The organism is Planomonospora sp. ID67723, from assembly GCF_015711605.1.
Classification (GTDB): Bacteria; Actinomycetota; Actinomycetes; order Streptosporangiales; family Streptosporangiaceae; genus Planomonospora_A.
In genome coordinates this window covers 854,620-871,269 of sequence record NZ_JABTEZ010000002.1, presented here as the reverse complement: position 1 = coordinate 871,269, position 16,650 = coordinate 854,620, and the positions used below count along the sequence as shown (strand labels likewise).

Below are 16,650 nucleotides of genomic sequence, written 5' to 3'. Positions count from 1 at the left end.
CCCGGGGCGGGCACCCGCCCGGTCAGCGGCGGAACGGGCCGGTGACCTCGTAGGTGACGCCGTCGGTCCCGGCGGCGTCACCGCGGGCGCCGCGCTGGGAGGAGAAGTACAGGCGGGTGCCGTCCGGGGAGAAGGCGGGACCGGTGATCTCCGACTTGGGATGGCCGTCGACCCGCAGGAACGGGGTGACCACGCGGTCCGGGGTGATCAGGTTGATCTCCATGTTGCCGCCGTCCTCGGCGACGTAGAGGTCGCCGCCGGAGGTGCCGGTGATGTTGTCCACCCCGGTCAGGGGGGAGTCCGCATCGTAGACGATCTCCAGGCGCTCGTTCTCGGCGTCGTAGGCCCACACCCGGTTGTCGCCCTTGGTGGTGAAGAAGCAGACGCCGCCGTCGTAGTGGCAGCCCTCGCCGCCGGAGAAGTGCTTGGCCTGCCGCACCTGATGCCGGGTCGGGATCAGCGGCGCCGCCGGGTTGGGCACCCGCTCCCAGGTCACCGGCCCGGTGCCTGAGTCCGTGCAGAGCACCTCCAGCCGCCCGGCCGTGAGGTCGCCCCACACCGTGGGCAGGAAGCGGTAGAAGCAGCCGTCGGCCTCGTCCTCGGTCAGGTAGACGGCCTTCCTGTCGGGGTCGCAGGCGGCGGCCTCGTGCTTGAAGCGGCCCATGGCCAGGCGCGGCATCGCGGCGCGCTCGCCGTACGGGTCGCACTCGAAGACCCGGCCGCGCAGGATCTCCTCGCACGACAGCCAGGTGTCCCAGGGAGTGCGCCCGCCGGCGCAGTTGAGGTTGGTGCCCGACAGGATGCGGTAGGCGCCGCGGATCTCACCGCCGGGACCGAACCTGATCGCCGAGGCCCCGCCGAGCAGCGGGATCTCGGAGTTCGACACGTAGATCCAGCCGTCGCCGTCGGCGAAGCACGCTCCCCCGTCGGGCGCCGGGTGCCAGAGCGTCCCGCCGACCCTGCGGCCGGTGCGGGCCACGATCCTGCCGGTGAACCCCGGCGGCAGTGCGAGACCGTTGGCGTCGGGCGGGCCGGGCGGGCCGTAGGGGCTCCCGGACGAGCGGTACGGACTCGCCGCGCCGGAAGGGGTGACGCAGGCGGCCTCCTGCCAGAGCGAACCGGTGAACACCGCCCCGGCGGTCAGCCCTCCGGTGCGCAACAACGTACGGCGAAGCATGGCGCCTCCTCGTTGCCTTCACGGTAGGCGGAAAGTAGATCGAATACATATGAACGGCTGTATTCTCCTCACTCAAACTTTCCGCAAACCCGAGAGCAAACGTTTCCTCCGGACGGCGCGGAGGTTAGGGCGCAGACCCGCACGGCGGTTCCCGCGGCTCGGCCGGCCCTCCTCACCCCCTCGGCACCGCTCCCCTCAGCGTCTCGGCCAGGCGTGAGAAGCCGTCGTCCCCGTGGCCCTCCTCGACGGCCCGCCGGGCGACGGCCGCGGCGGCGCTCAGCACGCCGGTGTCGATGCCGTGGGAGCCCGCGGTGTGCACGATGTGCTCCATCCCCGCCAGGGCCGACCGGATGGTGGAGTCGTCCCCGGGATGGCGCCCGGCGTCGATCCCGTCGGCGAACCCGTCGATGATGGGGGGCAGCAGGTCGGCGATCCCCCGGGCGAAGGGGGCGAGTTCGCGGGCGGTGACACCCTCGGCGGCGGCCAGGGCGAAGGCGTGGACCAGGCCGCTCATGGAGGTCCAGAACAGGTCGAGCAGCGCCACGTCGTGCGCCGCCGCCCGCCCGGGGTCGGTGCCGAGGTGCACGGCGGTGCCGCCCAGGCTCGCCAGCGCCGGCCGGTGGGTCCGGTAGACCTCCTCCGGCCCGCTGTAGAGGACGACGGCCGACGGCCCCCCGATGGTCGCGGTGGGAGACATGATCGCGCCGTCGAGGTAGTCGATGCCGTGCTCGCCGGCCCACGCGGCCATCGTGCGGGCGCGGCGGGGCGAGTCGGCCGTGAGGTTCACCAGGGTCCGGCCCTTCAGCGCGCCGGCCGCGGGAGCGACGATCTCCTGCACGGCGTCGTAGTCGATCACGCAGGCGATCACCAGCGGGCTCGCCCCGGCCGCTTCGGCGACCGTGTCCGCACGCACGGCGCCCCGGGCGACGAGGGCGTCCGCCCTGGCCGCCGTTCGGTTCCACACCGTCGTGGGGTGGCCGTTGTCGAGGAACGCCCCGGCCAACGCCCGGCCCATCGGGCCCAGGCCCAGGACCGCCACCGGTGCGCGGTCGCCGTGATCCATCGTCTGCTCCGTTTCGATCCTGGTCGTGCCTGTGCCGGTCGTGCCTGTGCCGGTCGTGAACGCTTCAGCCATGGAGCTTCACCGGCTCCGCGCGCAGCAGCCCGACCAGGCTGGCGAGGCCGTCACCGCCGTGACCCGCGGCGACGCCCCTGTCGAGCAGGGCCCTCATGGGCTCCACCAGTTCGGTGCCGACGCCCTGGTCCCGGCTGGCCTCCAGCAGGTTGACGTAGGCCGCCGCCTGCATCCCCAGGTTCGACCCGGTGGCCGGGTGGTCGCCCGAGTCGACCGCCTTCGCCATCTCGGGCAGGCTCCCGGTCATGGCGTGCAGCCACGAGACCAGCAACGGCGTAAACGAGGAGACCGGGATCCCCTCCGAGCCGAGCAGCGCGGCGGCGTGGAGGAACCCGCCGAACATCCCGTACATCGCGCTGAGCAGCGCAACGTCGTACAGCGACGCGAGGCCGGTGTCCTCTCCCAGGTTCATGGCCGAGCCCAGGACGCCGAGGGTCCGCTCGTGCGCGCCGAAGGCCTCAGCCGATCCGCTGTAGAGGATGAACGCCCCGGTTCCCCCGATCATCGGGGGAACCGCCATGATGCCGCCGTCCAGGTAGTGCGCACCGTGCCCGGCCGCCCATCCGGCCGTCCTGCGCGCCTGTCCGGGCGTGCCGTTGGTGAGGTTCACCAGGGTCCGGCCGGCCAGAAAGCCGGCCACCGGGTCGAGCACCTCGTGCACGGCGTCGTAGTCCAGCACGCAGACCACCACGACCGGGCTCGCGGTGATCGCCTCGCCGGGGGTGGCGGCCACCGCCGCCCCCCGGGCGGCGAGCTCTCCGGCTCTGCCCGCCGTACGGTTCCACACCGTCGTGGGGTGGCCGTTGTCGAGGAACGCCCCGGCCAGCGCCCTCCCCATCGCGCCCAGTCCGATGACCGTCACCGGTGTGCGGTTGTCGTCGGTCATGCATGCTCCGTTCAGAATCGGTCCGTCCCGCGTCGTGAGCACCCCGCTCCGGATCAGGCCGCGGTCGCCGGGTGCGTTCCGATGCTGGTGCCGTGCTGAACTTTCCTCAAGTACCTACTATTTTTTCAGGTACTCACCTTTTTGTAAGCATGGAGGGCGCGATGAAGAAGCGGACCTACAGCTGCGGCCTCGACGCCGCGGTCGACGTCGTGGGCGGCAAGTGGAAGGCCCTGATCCTGTGGGCGCTCCACCACGAGCCCCTCCGGTTCGGCGAGCTGCGGCGGGCGGTCTCGGGTGTCAGCGAGAAGATGCTGATCCAGCAGCTCCGCGAGATGGAGTCCTACGGCCTCGTGCACCGGGAGGTCTACCACCAGGTCCCGCCGAAGGTGGAGTACTCGCTGACCGAGTTCGGCCACTCGCTCAACACCGCGCTCGTCCCCCTCGGCGAGTGGGGCGAGAAGCACATGGAGACCATCGAGGCGCTTCCCCGCGGCTGAGCCCCCGCCCGCCGGCCCGGCTACCCGGCCTGCCCGTCGGGCTCCGCCGGGAAGTGCCGCTCCCACCAGGCGTTCCAGCGCGCCTCCAGCGCGGCGAACTCCTCGTTTCCGAGGCCGTAGGCGGTGAGCACCATCATCGCGGCGCCGCCCGGCGCGGCGGGCGAGACGGGGTTCTGCGCCGCGACCAGCAGGCCGTCGCCCCAGCCGTCGACGGTGAGGCCGAGCTGGCGGGCCGAGCGGAACCAGACCTCGCCGGTGAGCGTCTCCCCGGTGGGGGCCGCCAGCTCGTACGGGCTCCCCGCGGGCAGCCCGGCCACGGCCGCGAGACCGGCGGCCTGCAGCACCGGTGTGCTCGCCCGGCCGGAGAGGAAGACGGTCCGCCGGTCGGCGCCCGGGTGCCGCTCCAGGGCGAACCTGAGCTGGTGGGCGAAGGTGACCCAGCCCTCGCTGATGTCGTCGTAGTAGGCGTCCCAGTCCGGGTTGCCGCCGCGCGGGGCGCGGGTGATCCGCAACCGGGTCCGGCCTCCGAGATCGGCCAGCTCGAACCGGTCACCCCCCTGGACCTCCAGCCGGTGCTCGGCGGCCGACTCGACGACGTCCTGGCGGTAGATGGCCTCGATCTCCTTGTCCAGGCCGTCGAAGTGCCACCCGTGCCAGCGGCGGATCTGCTCGGGGTCGCGCAGGGCGTTCCACACCTCCCCGACGGGAGCGGAGATGGTCACCTCGACGGAGAACGGCTCATCTGTCATCTTCGGCTCCTTGAACGCCGGGAGTGGGGTGTCCTCCGGCGACGAGGCGGTACGGCCGCCCGCCGGGGGTGTCGAACCGGGCCGCGACCCGCGCGACCGCCTCGGCGAGCTCGTCAGTGAAGCGGTGCACGTCGTCCGGGGCGCCGAAGCGCACCTCGGCCTCGAGAGTGAACGTCAGCAGCCGGACGCCCCGCCGGTCGGCGGCGTCGGCCATGCGGGTGACCTCGCGCACCGTTCCGGCGGCCGCCTCGACGAGGTGTTCGGCGGCGTACCGGTCGGCGATGCGGTGGAACCCGCCGTCGATCCCGCTCCCGTCCCCGCCGTCCCCCCCGTCCTGGCCGGTCCCGCCGGGTGGGGCGAGCACGCCGGGGTCGACGAAGAAGGCGTTGGCGGTGGCGCGCATGACGCGTTCGGTGAAACCGCGCCGTGGGCGCTCCTCCACCAGCTCGATCAGCCCGGCCTGCTCCAGCGCCTTGAAGTGGTAGTTCACCCGCTGGCGGGGCAGGTCGAGCTCGGCGGCGAGCTGGACGGCGGAACCGGGCTCGCGCAGCCGGGCCAGCAGCCGCCTGCGGATCGGGGTGAGCGCCAGGCGCAGGCGGTCGGGCTCGTCCATGAGCGTCATCTCGGTTGCGGCCACACCGCCATGGAACATTGGAAAAATTAATCTGTCAATTAACCGGCGGGTACGGCTGCCGGGCGGAGACCCCGCGCCCCGCCCCCGCCGCGGCCTCCCTCCGGGGCCGGAGGGAGCCTCGCGATCAACTTCGGCAACCCTCCGCCACGAGAGCGTCCTCGGCCTCGCCGGTGCGGCGGCGGCTCAGTGCGAGCCCGTCCTCACGCCGTCGTGGCGGTACCGGAGGAGGACGGAGACGCACGCCAGTCCGATGACCGCCTCCAGAACGGTCGCCAGCACGAGCCCGCCCGCCGGCATTCCGTCCACCGCGATGCCGAGGACGCGGGACGACGCGTAGGAAAGAAAGCTCAGAGCGCCGACGACCGCGGCGGTGAACGCCAGCCGCGAGACGAACGCTCCGAGCACGACCAGTGCGCCGATCGCCAGCAGCATGCCGCCCGGCGCCCGCATCTCACTGAGCAGATTGCTGTCGCCGCCGAGCTCGATGCCGTTGACCCCGTGGAAGGCGGCGGGCGCGAACAGGATCGCCCCGCCGATCCCGACCGCGACGAGACCGGCGACGAGCAGCACGGATTTCAGCACTTTCGAGTCCTGCATTTCTCTCCATTCCTCACATTGACTGGGAAATCCACCCTGGAATGGCAGGCATGGACAAACAATGATCAGGAGTCCAGCCCTTTTTGCCGTTCGTCCGATTCCATGGACGCCCGGCCGGGCGCGGTGACACGATGACGCCTATGCCGAGTGCCGCCCGCGCCTTCCCTCCCCCGGCCGACCTCCTCGGCGAGGCCCTGCACCTGCTCCGGCTCACCGGCACCCTCTACTGCCGGGCCGAGCTCACCGCACCGTGGGGGATCGACGTGCCGGCGCTCGACGGGCTCATGACGTTCCAGGTCGTCACCGCGGGTCACTGCTGGCTCGAGGTCGACGGGGCCGGGCCGCGCCTGCTCCGGCAGGGCAGCCTCACGCTGATCCCGCACGGCACCCCGCACCGCCTGCGGAGCAGCCCGCAGGCGGGCACCGAACCGCTCTTCGGGATACCGGTGGAGCAGATCAGCGAGCGATACGAGATCATGCGCCACGGCGGCGGCGGGGACCCCGCGCACGTCACCTACGGCGTGGTCCGCTTCGACCACGTGGTGGCCCAGCGGCTCGTCGCGCAGCTTCCCCAGGTCCTGCAGATCGACGCCTGGGACGACGACGCCGGCTGGCTGCACAGCACGCTGCGCTTCATCTCACGCGAGGCCCTGGCGCTGCGGCCGGGCGGGGAGACCGTCATCACCCGGCTCGCCGACATCCTCGTCATCCAGGCGATCCGCTCCTGGCTCGACTCGGCGCCCGAGGCGAACCGGGGCTGGCTGGCCGCCCTCCGCGACGAGCAGGTGGGACGGGCGCTCACGTCGATCCACCGCGCGCCCGAACGGGAGTGGACCGTCGCCGCGCTCGCGCGCGAGGCCGGTATGTCGCGCTCCGCCTTCTCGGCGCGGTTCACCGGCCTGGTCGGCGAACCCGCCATGCGCTACCTCGCCCGGTGGCGCATGCACCTGGCGCACGCGCATCTCCGGCAGACGCCGGAGCCGCTCTCGGCCGTCGCCCGCCGGTTCGGCTACCAGTCCGAGGCGGCGTTCTGCAGGGCGTTCAAACGGGCTTTCGGCATGCCACCGGGGGACGTCCGCCAAGCCGCCGGACCGGCCGCTCCGGCGGGGTCGGCGGGCCGTCTCCAGAACTGCGGTCGCCGGTCCTAACGGAAGGCGGCGGCGTTGCTCCGGGCCCAGTCGGCGAAGGCGCGGGGTGCGCGGCCGAGGACCTGCTCGACGTGGGGGCTGACGCGCTGCTCGGCGGGGGTGGGCTCGCCGATGATGGCCAGGGTGGTCTCGACCACGGGCGCGGGCATGAACTGCAGCATCTGCCCGCGCGCCTCGTCACGGGTCTGCTCGACGAACCGGACCGGCTCACCGAGCGCCTCACCGATCGCCTCCGCCCGCTGCCGGGGCGTGGTGAGGGCGGGCCCGGTCAGCTCGTACACCTGGCCGGTGTGGCCCTGCTCGCGCAGGACCACCGCGGCGACCTCGGCGATGTCGGCCGGGTCGATGAACGGCAGCCCGACGTCGCCGAACGGCGCGGCGACGGTCCGCCCGGAGCGGACGGATTCGGCCCAGGCATAGGTGTTGGAGTTGAAGCCGCCGGGCCGCAGGATCGTCCAGTCCATGCCCGACCGCCGGACGGCGTCCTCGATGCCCCGTCCCGTGTCGCCGTGGGAGGACGAGTGCGGCCGGGTCACGACTCCCTGGGAGGAGAGCAGCACGACCCGTCCGGCTCCGGCGGCCTTCGCGTCGTCGAGGACGCCGGCGACGGCGCCGCCCGGATCGTCGGCGGCGGCCACGAAGTCGCCCGAGATCAGCAGGAACAACGCGTCGGCGCCGTCGAAGGCGGACCGCAGGCTCGCCGGGTCGCCCAGGTCGGCGGCCGTCACCCGCACCCCCTGCGGCACGTCGGCCTCGGTGATCTTCCGGGATACGGCGGTCACCGGCTCACCTGCCTCCACGAGCAGCCGCACCAGCGTCCGCCCGACGTTTCCGGTCGCACCCGTTACCACGATCATGTCGATCCCCTTGTTTTAGTTAGTTGGCTGACTTAGAAGGACCCTAGCACGGCCTGCGGGCCGCATGTCTATAGTCAGTGAGATGGCTAACTTGAAAAAGTCACGGGCGGGAACCGACAAGCGGCGGCGGCTGATGGCCGCCGCCGCCCAGGTCCTGCACCGGCAGGGAGTGGAGCGCACCACCATCGCCGACATCGCCCACGCCGCCGACGTTCCCGTCGGAAACGTGTACTACTACTTCAAGACCAAGGACGAACTGGTCCAGGCCGCCCTGGCCGAGCACTCCAGGCACCTGGCGGAACTCACCGGCGAGCTCGACGAGCTCCCCGATCCGCTCGAACGCCTCAAGGGCCTGGTCGGCGCGTGGGTCGGCCAGCGCGACGTCGCCGCCCGTTACGGCTGCCCCACCGGCACCCTGGCCGTCGAACTCGACAAACGCGCCGAGGGGGGCATCGACGTGGAAGCGGGCAAGACCATCCGGCTGCTGCTGGACTGGGTGGAATGCCAGTTCCGCGAGCTGGGACTGCCCGGCCCCGGCGACCTCGCGATCACACTGGTGGGCGCCTACCAGGGCATGTCGCTGCTGGCCAACGCCCTGCGCGACCCGGAGATCATGACTCGCGAGGGGGCCCGCCTCACCCGCTGGCTCGACACGCTGCCCGGCGACGGCGCCGCCCATCGTTGACACTGTCACGATTACAGTGTAATTCTGGACTCATGGAATGGACGATCGGCGAACTGGTGGAGCGGGCCTCCGCCGTCCTCGCCCCGGCCGGGCAGTTCAACGGCCGGGTCAGGGACGTGCCCAACGAGCGCCTCGTCCGGTGGTACGCCACGATCGGCCTGCTGGACCCGCCCCTGGCCCGTCGCGGGCGGATCGCCCTGTACGGCAGGCGGCACCTGCTCCAGCTCGTCGCCGTCAAGCGCCGCCAGGCGGACGGCAGGAGCATCGCCGAGATCCAGGCCGAGCTGGCCGGAGCCACCGACCGGACCCTGGAGGCGATCGCCCGGCTCCCCGTCGGTGGCGACCGGACCGGGCCGGGAGACGCCGGGCGGGAGGGCGGGGGGCCGGAGGGCGGGGGGCCCGGTGCGGCCGCGCCCGCGCGCCCGCGTTTCTGGGCCGCCGCCTCCGCCGCCCCCACCGCCTCCGCCGCGCCGACCGGCCCCGCACCCCCCGGCGCGCCACCCGTCCCGGCGGCGCCGGCCGGACCCGCGCGGCCCGCCCTTCCCGCCGAGCCGGCCCCGCCGGAGACGACCGCCTCCCCCGCCGTTCCCTCCTCGCTCTCCCCGTCCGCCGTCTGCCTGCCCGCCGTACGGCTCGCGCCCGGTGTGACGCTCCTGCTCGGCGACGCGGGCCGCGTCCCGTCCTCCGACGACCTCGCCGCGATCGCCGCCGCCTCCCGCGCGCTGGTCGCGGTCCTCCGCGAGCGCGAGCTCGCCCTCCCGGAAGGAAACCACCAATGATCACCTCGATCACCCCGCTCCGGCCGGACGAGTGCGAGCCGGTCCCCGACGCCGGGCTGGGCGCGCTCGTCACCGAACGCGGCAACCTGCCCCTGGAGAGCGTGGACGTCGACGCCGACATCTCCGGCGTGATCGCCCGTGTCCAGGTCGCGCAGGGCTTCCGCAACCCCTTCGACGTCTCGCTGGAGGCGACCTACATCTTCCCGCTGCCCGACCGGGCCGCCGTGACGGCCTTCCGGATGGAGGCCGACGGCCGGGTCGTCGAGGGCGTGCTGAAGGAGCGCGGCCAGGCCAGGGCGGACTACGATCAGGCCGTCTCCGAGGGAAAGCGCGCCGCGATCGCCGAGGAGGACCGGCCCGACGTCTTCACCATCAGGGTCGGCAACATCGTGCCGGGCGAGCGGGTCACCGTACACCTCACCCTCGACCAGCCCCTCCCCTACGAGGACGGCGCGGCGACCTTCCGCTTCCCCCTGGTCGTCGCCCCCCGCTACATCCCCGGCACCCCGCTCGACGGCGAGCAGGCCGGCGGCGGGTGGGCCCCCGACACCGACGCGGTCCCCGACGCCTCCCGCATCACCCCTCCCGTGCTGCTGCCGGGATTCCCCAACCCGGTACGGCTGTCGCTTTCGGCCACGATCGACGCCGCCGGCCTGGAGCTGCGCGAGATCCGCTCCAGCCTGCACACGGTCGTGCAGGAGGGCGGCACCGTACGGCTCCAGCCGGGTGAGCGGCTGGACCGCGACTTCATCCTGCGCCTGTCGTTCGACGCCTCCGGCTCCCTCGCGCTGGTCCCCGACGCCGAGGACCCCGCAGCCGAGGGGGAAGAGGGCACGTTCGCGCTGACCGTCGTCCCGCCGCAGGCGCCGCCCGCCGCCGCCCCCAAGGACGTCGTGCTGGTGCTCGACCGATCGGGCAGCATGACCGGCTGGAAGATGGTCGCCGCCCGGCGTGCCGCCGCCCGCATCGTCGACACGCTGACCGGCGGCGACCGGTTCGCCGTGCTCTCCTTCGACACCGTGGTGGAGGGTCCCGACCGGCTCGGCGAGGGCGGCACGGCCCTCGTGGAGGCCTCCGACCGCAACCGCTACCGGGCGGTGGAGTACCTCGCCCGGCTGGAGGCGCGCGGCGGCACCGAGATGCTCCAGCCGCTGCGGCAGGCCGTCGCGCTGCTGCGCGACCGGTCCAGGGACCGGGTCCTGGTCCTGGTCACCGACGGGCAGGTCGGCAACGAGGACCAGATCCTCGAAGGGATCGGCACCGACCTGGTCGGGGTGCGGGTGCACACGGTCGGCATCGACCGGGCGGTCAACGCCGGCTTCCTGAGCCGGCTGACCGGGTTCGGCAAGGGCCGGTGCGAGCTGGTGGAGTCGGAGGACCGGCTGGACGAGGCGATGGAGCACATCCACCGCAGGATCGGTTCCCCCCTGGTCACCGACCTGTCGCTCAAGGGCGACGGGCTCGACCTGCTCCCCGGCGCCGCCGGGCATCTCGGCGCGATCTACCCGGGCGTCCCGCTGGCCGTCCACGGCCGCTACCGGGCGGACGCCCCGGCGACCGCGGGAACCCCCGGAGCCGTGGTGCTGCACGGGCTGGACGCCGCCGGGCAACCGTGGGAGCGCAGGACCGCCGGGACCCGCGTCGGCAACCCCGCCGTGCGGTCGATCTGGGCGCGGGCCCGGCTGCGGGATCTGGAGGACCGCTACGCCGCCGGGGACCACTCCCTGGAGGAGGAGATCGTCGCGACCTCCCTGCGGTACGGCGTGCTCTGCCGGTTCACCGCGTTCGTCGCGGTCGACACCCGGGTGGTCGCCGAGGGCGGCCCGGAGCACAAGGTGGTCCAGCCGGTGGAGTTCCCGAGCGGATGGGTGGCCCCGCCCGTCGCGGCCGCCCCGATGGTGATGAACATGATGGCCGCCGCGCCGGCCGCCATGCCCCCGGCCGCACCTGCGGGCATGCCCCGGATGGCCGCGCCCGGAGCCGCCTTCGGCGGCGCGCCGCAGCCCGGCGGGACCGAGGCCTTCGACTGGATGGAGCAGGAGAGGCCGGCCACGAAGGAGCGCAGGGAGAAGGACTACGCGCCGGAGGAGGAGCCGCTGGACGCGTTCCGCTCGCGGCTGGCCGAGGAGCTCCTGAACCTGCGCGCCGCGGCCTCCCTGCGGACCGCCGACCGGCTCCGCTACCTGGCCGACCTCGGCGATCGCCTGGCCGCGCTGGCCGCGCTCCACGGCGGGCACGCCGAGCTGGAGTCCCTGGCCAAGGACCTGCGCGAGCCCGCGGCGGACGTGGACACGCTGTGGCGGCTGGCCGTGCACACCCTGGAGACCCTCAGCGCGCAGGGGCGGCGGAAGCGAGGCCCCTTCTGGAAGCGGTGACCCCGGGCCCGGCGGCCGGGCGCGGATGGCCGCCGGCGCCGTGACGGGCCCTGCGATCCGGCAGGTCGACACGGGCTGACCTGCCGGATCGCAGGGGTAGCGGGTGGGTTATGGTGCCGGGATGACGAGCCCGATCTTCAACCTCTGCGACGAGTACGTCACCCGCTCCGCCGCTCTCGACCCGGTCAGCGCCGCGGCGGACGGGGTCGACGTCGAGTTCGCCGCGACCTCCGACTACAGCCCGGACGGGCACGCCGCCCGGGCCGCCCTGATCTGCGAGACCCTGGGCAGGCTTGCCGCCCTGGAACCGGAGGGCGAGGCGGACGTGCGGGCCGCGGCGCACCTGAGGGAGCGGCTGGAGGCCGGGCGCGCCTGGCACGAGATCGGCGAGCCGCTGCGCGCGGTGCAGGCGCCGTTCGGGCTCCTCACCGGCCTGCGGGACAGCGTGGATCTGCTGCCGCGCGAGAGCGAGGACGACTGGCGGAACGTGGCGGCGCGGCTGGCGGGCATGCCGGAGATGCTGGACGGCTGGCGGGCGAGCCTGGAGGAGGGCCTCGCGCGCGGCCTGTCCGCGGCCCGCCGCCAAGCGCTGGAGCTGGCGGTCCAGATGGAGCTCTTCTCCTCGGGCACCACCCACGAGAGCCTGCTCGACTCCTACGGGGACGGCCCGGCACGGGCGGCGCTGGAGGAGGGCGCCGCCGCGGCCCATGCGGCCTATGCCGCAGCCGCCCGCTACCTGCGTGAGGAGTACGCTCCCCGGGCCGGTGAGATCGACGCGGCCGGGGCGGAGCGCTACGCGGTCAACTCCCGGCTGAACCTGGGAGCCGACATCGACCTGGCGGACGCCTACCGGTGGGGCTGGGAGGAACTGGCCAGGATCGAGGCGGAGCTGGCCGCCGAGGCGGACCGGGTACGGCCCGGCGCATCCGTGGCGGAGGCGACCGCGATCCTCGACGAGACCCGGTACGTCGAGGGCCTGGACGCCTACCGGGGCTGGCTGCAGGACCGCCACGACGAGGCGATCGAGCGGCTGAACGGCGCCCACTTCGACATCGCCGAGCCGCTGCGCCGGGTGGACGTGACCCTGGCCCTGGACTCGACCTCGGGCGCCGCCTACTACACCTCGCCGAGCGAGGACCTGTCCCGGCCGGGCCGCACCTGGTGGCCGGTGGGCGAGGAGCGGCGGTTCACCACCTGGAACGAGCTGACCACGGTCTTCCACGAGGGCGTTCCCGGCCACCACCTGCAGCTCGGCCAGACCCGGGTGGCCGGGGAGGGCCTGTCCCGGTTCGGCAGGAACTCCTGGGTGAGCGGGCACGGCGAGGGCTGGGCGCTGTACGCCGAGCGGCTCGCCGACGAGCTGGGCTGGTTCGCCGAGCCGGGCACCCGCCTGGGCATGCTCGGCGGATCGGCGCTGCGGGCCGCCCGGGTGGTCATCGACATCGGCGTGCACCTGGACCTGCCGCTGCCCGACGGCTCGAGGTGGACCTTCGACAAGGCGTGCGAGGTGCTGCGCGAGCGCGGCCGGTGCGAGCCGCACCGGGTCCGTGCCGAGGTGGTCCGCTACTTCGGCTGGCCCGGCCAGGCTCCGTCCTACAAGCTGGGTGAGCGCGCCTGGCTGGCCGCCCGAGAGGAAGCCCGGCAGCGCCTGGGCTCGGGCTTCGACCTGCGCCGCTGGCACACCGCCGCCCTGGACCTGGGCCCGATCGGCCTGGCGGGCCTGGCCGACGCCCTGCGCCGCATCGGCTGACGCCCGGCGCGGTCGGCAAGCAGGTCACACGACGTTCTCCCCCGCATGACCCCGCTCAGTCGAGGGAGCCGGATCCGGGAGACGCGTGGACGGCCCCGCCGGGAGCCGCCGAGCTCAGCAGGCACGCACCACCGGCACGGCGGTCACGCGTCTCATGCGCCGGTCATCACCAATGATGATCTCGATCTCGTCACGGCGAGTATCTATAATCCGCCGCATGATCGAGTACGAGGGGTTCCCGGGGCGGGTGGGCCGGACGTTCGCCGGGTCGGAGCCGTGGTGGCCGCCGCGGGCGTCGGCGGCGGGGAAGCCCAACATCGTCATCGTGCTCGCCGACGACGTGGGCTTCTCCGATCTGGGCTGCTACGGCTCGGAGATCCCCACCCCCCACCTGGACGCGCTCGCCGGCCAGGGCGTGCAGTGGACGAACTTCCACGTCACGCCCATGTGCTCGCCGACCAGGGCGGCGCTGCTGACCGGGGTGAACCCGCATCTGACCGGGGTCGGCCACGTCTCCAACTCCGACCCCGGTTTCCCCGGCTACACCGGGGAGATCTCCCGCGACGCGCTCACCGCAGCGGAGATCTTCCGGGACGCGGGGTGGGCCACGTTCGCGGTCGGCAAGTGGCACCTCACCAAGGACTCCGACATGTCGGACGCCGGGCCCCGGCACGCCTGGCCGCTGCAGCGCGGCTTCGACCGCTTCTACGGCTTCCTGGAGGCCTTCACCAACTTCCACCACCCGCACCGGCTGGTGGAGGACAACCACACGGTCGAGGTGGACCGCTACCCCGACGGCTACTACCTGACCGACGACCTCACCGACCGGGCCACCGCCATGATCCGGCAGCTCCGGGCGTCGGCCCCGGACCGGCCGTTCTTCCTGTACTTCGCGCACGGCGCCGCGCACGCGCCGCTGCAGGCGAAGGCCGCGGACATCGCCGCACACCGGGGAGCCTACGACGCGGGCTGGGACGTGATCCGCGAGCGCAGGCACCGCCGTCAGATCGAGCTGGGCCTGCTCCCGGAGGGCACCCCCCTGCCGCCGCGCGACGCCGAACCCGGCGACGACGTGCCGGCCTGGGACTCCCTCGGCGGTGACGAGCGGCGGCTCTTCGCCCGCTACATGGAGGTCTACGCGGCGATGATCACCGGCATCGACGCGAGCGTGGGACGGCTCCGCGCCGTCCTCGCCGAACTCGGCGAGCTGGAGGACACGGTCTTCGTCTTCACCTCCGACAACGGCGGATCCCGGGAGGGCGAGGAGCGCGGCACCACGCAGTACTTCCGCACGCTGCTGTCGAAGAACAGCGGGCACGACCGTGAGGACCTCGCCGCCGATCTGGCCAGGATCGACCTGGTCGGCGGGCCCCGGACGCTGCCGCACTACCCGCGCGGCTGGGCGGCCGTCTCCAACACGCCGTTCCGGCTCTACAAGATCAATACTCATGCGGGCGGGCACTCGGTGCCGCTGCTGCTGTCCTGGCCCGCCGGGCCGTACCCTCCTGGCCTGCGCGACCAGTGGGCCTTCGTCACCGACCTGCTGCCCACCCTGCTCGACCTCACGCGCGTCGAGGCCGCCGAGGGTCTGCCCCGGACCGGGGTCTCCCTGGAGGTCCCGCTGCGCGAGGCGGCGGCCGCGCACGGCCACACCGAGCAGTACTTCGAACTCGGCGGGAACCGCGGTTTCTACCGCGACGGCTGGGAGGTGGTCACCCGGCACCGGCCGCTGACCCCGTTCGGTGACCACGAGTGGGAGCTGTACGACCAGCGCGCCGACCGCGTCCAGCTCGACGACCTGGCGGCCGGCCGTCCCGAGCTGGTCGCCGAGCTCGCCGCCGCCTGGGAGAAGGCGGCCAGGGAGAACCGGGTCTATCCGCTGGACGAGGGCTCGCGCCTGCGCTACCTGCTCCGCCCGCCGTGGCACGCCGACTCCGGTCCGGTACGGCTCACGCCGGACCTGCACACCCTGGAGCGGTGGCGCTCGCTCCAGCTCGTCCAGTGGCGCTCCTTCACGATCGAGGCGGAGATCGCCGAACCCGGCGAGGGCGTGCTGGTGGCCCACGGCGACCAGGGCGGCGGCTACGTCCTGTACGTGGCGGACGGGGAGCTGGTCTTCGCGCTCAACGCCTACGGAGTGATGCACGAGCTGCGGGCGGGAGCCGTACCGGAGCGGACCGCGCGGGTGGAGGTGGGTGCGCCCGGCGGCTGGCTCTGGGACGTCACGGTGCTGGCCGACGGGCGGGAGCGGGCGTCCGCGACGGGACTGCCCATGCTCGCCGCGATGTCCCCGTTCGAGGGGATCGACATCGGGATCGACCGCCGCTCCCCCGTCTCCTGGGACCTCTACGAGGTCTACGGGCCCTTCCCCTTCACCGGTGCGCTGGCCGCCGTCACCTACACACCCGGCCCCTTCGCGCCCGACGCCGGGCAGAACTTCCTGGAGATCGTCCGTGAGATCGGCCTGCGCTACGAGTGACGTACAGTGGCGAGATGGTGATTCTCGACGGTGGGCTGGCGACCCACCTGGAGGCGCTCGGCGCGGACCTTCGTGACGAGCTGTGGTCGGCGAAAGTCCTGGTGGAGAACGCCTCGATGATCCGCCAGGCGCATCTGGACTACTTCGCGGCCGGGGCCCAGGTGGCGACCACGGCGAGTTACCAGGCGAGCATCCCGGCGTTCCTTCGCAGAGGGCTGTCCCCGGCGGAGGCCGAGGAGCTGATCCGGCTCTCGGTGCGGCTGGCCACCGAGGCCAGAGACGTCCACGGGCAGGGCGCGGTCGCCGCCAGCGTCGGGCCCTACGGGGCGTATCTCGCCAACGGCGCCGAGTACACCGGCGACTACGACCTCGACGAGGACGGCCTGGTCGCCTGGCACCGGGACCGCTGGAACATCCTGGCCTCCGCCGGCGCCGACTTCCTGGCGTGCGAGACCGTCCCGTCCTACGCCGAGGCCCGCGCGCTGAAGCGCCTGCTCGCCGAGACGCCGGGTGTGCGGGCCTGGATCAGCTTCTCCTGCCGCGACGGCGAGCACATCAGCGACGGCACCCCGCTGCGGCAGGCCGCCGAGCTGTTCTCCGGCCATCCGCGAGTGCTCGCGGTCGGCGTCAACTGCACCGCGCCTCGCCACATCCCCAGCCTGATCGGCCAGATCAAGGACAAGCCGGTGATGGTCTATCCCAACTCCGGGGAGACCTGGGACCCGGAGAAGCGCCGCTGGACCGGCCTGGCCGACCCGGTCGAGTTCGGCGCGGCGGCGGCCGGATGGCACGCGGCGGGCTCGGCCTTCATCGGCGGCTGCTGCCGCACCACCCCCGAGCACATCCGCCAGATCTGCGGGCACGTCTACGGAGGGTGAGCGCTGCGCGCAGCCGGGGGCCGG

At 73.2% G+C, this 16,650-nt stretch carries 15 protein-coding genes; 8 read left to right on the top strand and 7 right to left on the bottom strand.

Going from position 1 to position 16,650, the window contains the following annotated elements:
- Positions 1-22 precede the first annotated feature (22 nt).
- The 3 genes from HS041_RS16595 to HS041_RS16585 all read right to left on the bottom strand — a co-directional run bounded on the left by HS041_RS16595 (position 23) and on the right by HS041_RS16585 (position 3,198).
- A complete protein-coding gene (locus tag HS041_RS16595) occupies positions 23-1,177 on the bottom strand; it encodes an alkaline phosphatase PhoX (protein WP_196441579.1) in 1,155 nt (384 codons plus the stop codon).
- A gap of 172 nt (positions 1,178-1,349) precedes the next feature.
- Positions 1,350-2,240 carry an NAD(P)-dependent oxidoreductase gene (locus HS041_RS16590; RefSeq protein ID WP_196441578.1) on the bottom strand — a complete coding sequence of 297 codons (891 nt, stop codon included), beginning with the start codon at positions 2,238-2,240 and terminating at the stop codon, positions 1,350-1,352.
- 64 nt (positions 2,241-2,304) lie between these two features.
- Positions 2,305-3,198 carry an NAD(P)-dependent oxidoreductase gene (locus HS041_RS16585; RefSeq protein WP_196441577.1) on the bottom strand — a complete coding sequence of 298 codons (894 nt, stop codon included), beginning with the start codon at positions 3,196-3,198 and terminating at the stop codon, positions 2,305-2,307.
- Positions 3,199-3,359: 161 nt separating this feature from the next.
- On the opposite strand from HS041_RS16585, the gene HS041_RS16580 reads away from it, so the two are divergent.
- Complete coding sequence (locus HS041_RS16580; RefSeq protein WP_196441576.1) at positions 3,360-3,695, top strand: winged helix-turn-helix transcriptional regulator; 336 nt, start codon at positions 3,360-3,362, stop codon at positions 3,693-3,695.
- Between the two features lie 20 nt (positions 3,696-3,715).
- Here the strand turns inward: HS041_RS16580 and HS041_RS16575 are convergent, their stop codons facing one another.
- The 3 genes from HS041_RS16575 to HS041_RS16565 all read right to left on the bottom strand — a co-directional run bounded on the left by HS041_RS16575 (position 3,716) and on the right by HS041_RS16565 (position 5,675).
- Positions 3,716-4,444, bottom strand: a complete 729-nt coding sequence (locus tag HS041_RS16575; RefSeq protein ID WP_196441575.1) for an SRPBCC family protein — start codon at positions 4,442-4,444, stop codon at positions 3,716-3,718.
- Positions 4,434-5,081: an ArsR/SmtB family transcription factor gene (locus tag HS041_RS16570; protein WP_196441574.1), complete on the bottom strand. Its 648-nt coding sequence runs from the start codon at positions 5,079-5,081 to the stop codon at positions 4,434-4,436. Before HS041_RS16570 ends, HS041_RS16575 begins: the two co-directional genes overlap by 11 nt.
- Positions 5,082-5,261: 180 nt before the next feature.
- Positions 5,262-5,675, bottom strand: a complete 414-nt coding sequence (locus HS041_RS16565; protein WP_196441573.1) for a DUF4345 domain-containing protein — start codon at positions 5,673-5,675, stop codon at positions 5,262-5,264.
- 140 nt (positions 5,676-5,815) lie between these two features.
- On the opposite strand from HS041_RS16565, the gene HS041_RS16560 reads away from it, so the two are divergent.
- Positions 5,816-6,823 (top strand): AraC family transcriptional regulator, encoded by a 1,008-nt coding sequence (locus HS041_RS16560; RefSeq protein ID WP_196441572.1) that lies wholly within the window; start codon positions 5,816-5,818, stop codon positions 6,821-6,823.
- Here the strand turns inward: HS041_RS16560 and HS041_RS16555 are convergent.
- Positions 6,820-7,680 (bottom strand): SDR family oxidoreductase, encoded by an 861-nt coding sequence (locus HS041_RS16555; RefSeq protein ID WP_196441571.1) that lies wholly within the window; start codon positions 7,678-7,680, stop codon positions 6,820-6,822. The two genes, HS041_RS16560 and HS041_RS16555, sit on opposite strands and share 4 nt — an antisense overlap.
- Before the next feature lie 82 nt (positions 7,681-7,762).
- Between HS041_RS16555 and HS041_RS16550 the strand changes: the two genes are divergently transcribed.
- The 6 genes from HS041_RS16550 (at position 7,763) to mmuM (ending at position 16,626) form a co-directional block, all read left to right on the top strand.
- Positions 7,763-8,365: a TetR/AcrR family transcriptional regulator gene (locus HS041_RS16550; protein ID WP_196441570.1), complete on the top strand. Its 603-nt coding sequence runs from the start codon at positions 7,763-7,765 to the stop codon at positions 8,363-8,365.
- 32 nt (positions 8,366-8,397) lie between these two features.
- Positions 8,398-9,144, top strand: coding sequence for a MerR family transcriptional regulator (locus HS041_RS16545; protein WP_196441569.1), 747 nt, complete (start codon positions 8,398-8,400; stop codon positions 9,142-9,144).
- Positions 9,141-11,519: a VIT domain-containing protein gene (locus HS041_RS16540; RefSeq protein ID WP_196441568.1), complete on the top strand. Its 2,379-nt coding sequence runs from the start codon at positions 9,141-9,143 to the stop codon at positions 11,517-11,519. The genes HS041_RS16545 and HS041_RS16540 overlap by 4 nt, the downstream gene beginning before the upstream one ends.
- Positions 11,520-11,640: 121 nt before the next feature.
- Positions 11,641-13,269: a DUF885 domain-containing protein gene (locus HS041_RS16535; RefSeq protein WP_196441567.1), complete on the top strand. Its 1,629-nt coding sequence runs from the start codon at positions 11,641-11,643 to the stop codon at positions 13,267-13,269.
- Positions 13,270-13,486: 217 nt separating this feature from the next.
- Entirely contained in the window at positions 13,487-15,748 is a 2,262-nt protein-coding gene (locus HS041_RS16530) for an arylsulfatase (protein WP_196441566.1), read from the top strand.
- A gap of 14 nt (positions 15,749-15,762) precedes the next feature.
- Positions 15,763-16,626, top strand: a complete 864-nt coding sequence (mmuM, locus tag HS041_RS16525; protein ID WP_196441565.1) for a homocysteine S-methyltransferase — start codon at positions 15,763-15,765, stop codon at positions 16,624-16,626.
- Positions 16,627-16,650 lie beyond the last annotated feature (24 nt).

Excerpts from the sequence above, each read along its gene's own strand:
- HS041_RS16555 (WP_196441571.1), bottom strand. The coding sequence starts at position 7,680 with ATGATCGTGGTAACGGGTGCGACCGGAAACGTCGGGCGGACGCTGGTG.
- HS041_RS16590 (WP_196441578.1), bottom strand. The coding sequence starts at position 2,240 with ATGGATCACGGCGACCGCGCACCGGTGGCGGTCCTGGGCCTGGGCCCG.
- HS041_RS16565 (WP_196441573.1), bottom strand. The coding sequence starts at position 5,675 with ATGCAGGACTCGAAAGTGCTGAAATCCGTGCTGCTCGTCGCCGGTCTC.
- HS041_RS16535 (WP_196441567.1), top strand. The coding sequence starts at position 11,641 with ATGACGAGCCCGATCTTCAACCTCTGCGACGAGTACGTCACCCGCTCC.
- HS041_RS16575 (WP_196441575.1), bottom strand. The coding sequence starts at position 4,444 with ATGACAGATGAGCCGTTCTCCGTCGAGGTGACCATCTCCGCTCCCGTC.
- HS041_RS16595 (WP_196441579.1), bottom strand. The coding sequence starts at position 1,177 with ATGCTTCGCCGTACGTTGTTGCGCACCGGAGGGCTGACCGCCGGGGCG.
- HS041_RS16585 (WP_196441577.1), bottom strand. The coding sequence starts at position 3,198 with ATGACCGACGACAACCGCACACCGGTGACGGTCATCGGACTGGGCGCG.
- HS041_RS16550 (WP_196441570.1), top strand. The coding sequence starts at position 7,763 with ATGGCTAACTTGAAAAAGTCACGGGCGGGAACCGACAAGCGGCGGCGG.
- mmuM (WP_196441565.1), top strand. The coding sequence starts at position 15,763 with ATGGTGATTCTCGACGGTGGGCTGGCGACCCACCTGGAGGCGCTCGGC.
- HS041_RS16540 (WP_196441568.1), top strand. The coding sequence starts at position 9,141 with ATGATCACCTCGATCACCCCGCTCCGGCCGGACGAGTGCGAGCCGGTC.
- HS041_RS16580 (WP_196441576.1), top strand. The coding sequence starts at position 3,360 with ATGAAGAAGCGGACCTACAGCTGCGGCCTCGACGCCGCGGTCGACGTC.
- HS041_RS16560 (WP_196441572.1), top strand. The coding sequence starts at position 5,816 with ATGCCGAGTGCCGCCCGCGCCTTCCCTCCCCCGGCCGACCTCCTCGGC.
- HS041_RS16545 (WP_196441569.1), top strand. The coding sequence starts at position 8,398 with ATGGAATGGACGATCGGCGAACTGGTGGAGCGGGCCTCCGCCGTCCTC.
- HS041_RS16530 (WP_196441566.1), top strand. The coding sequence starts at position 13,487 with ATGATCGAGTACGAGGGGTTCCCGGGGCGGGTGGGCCGGACGTTCGCC.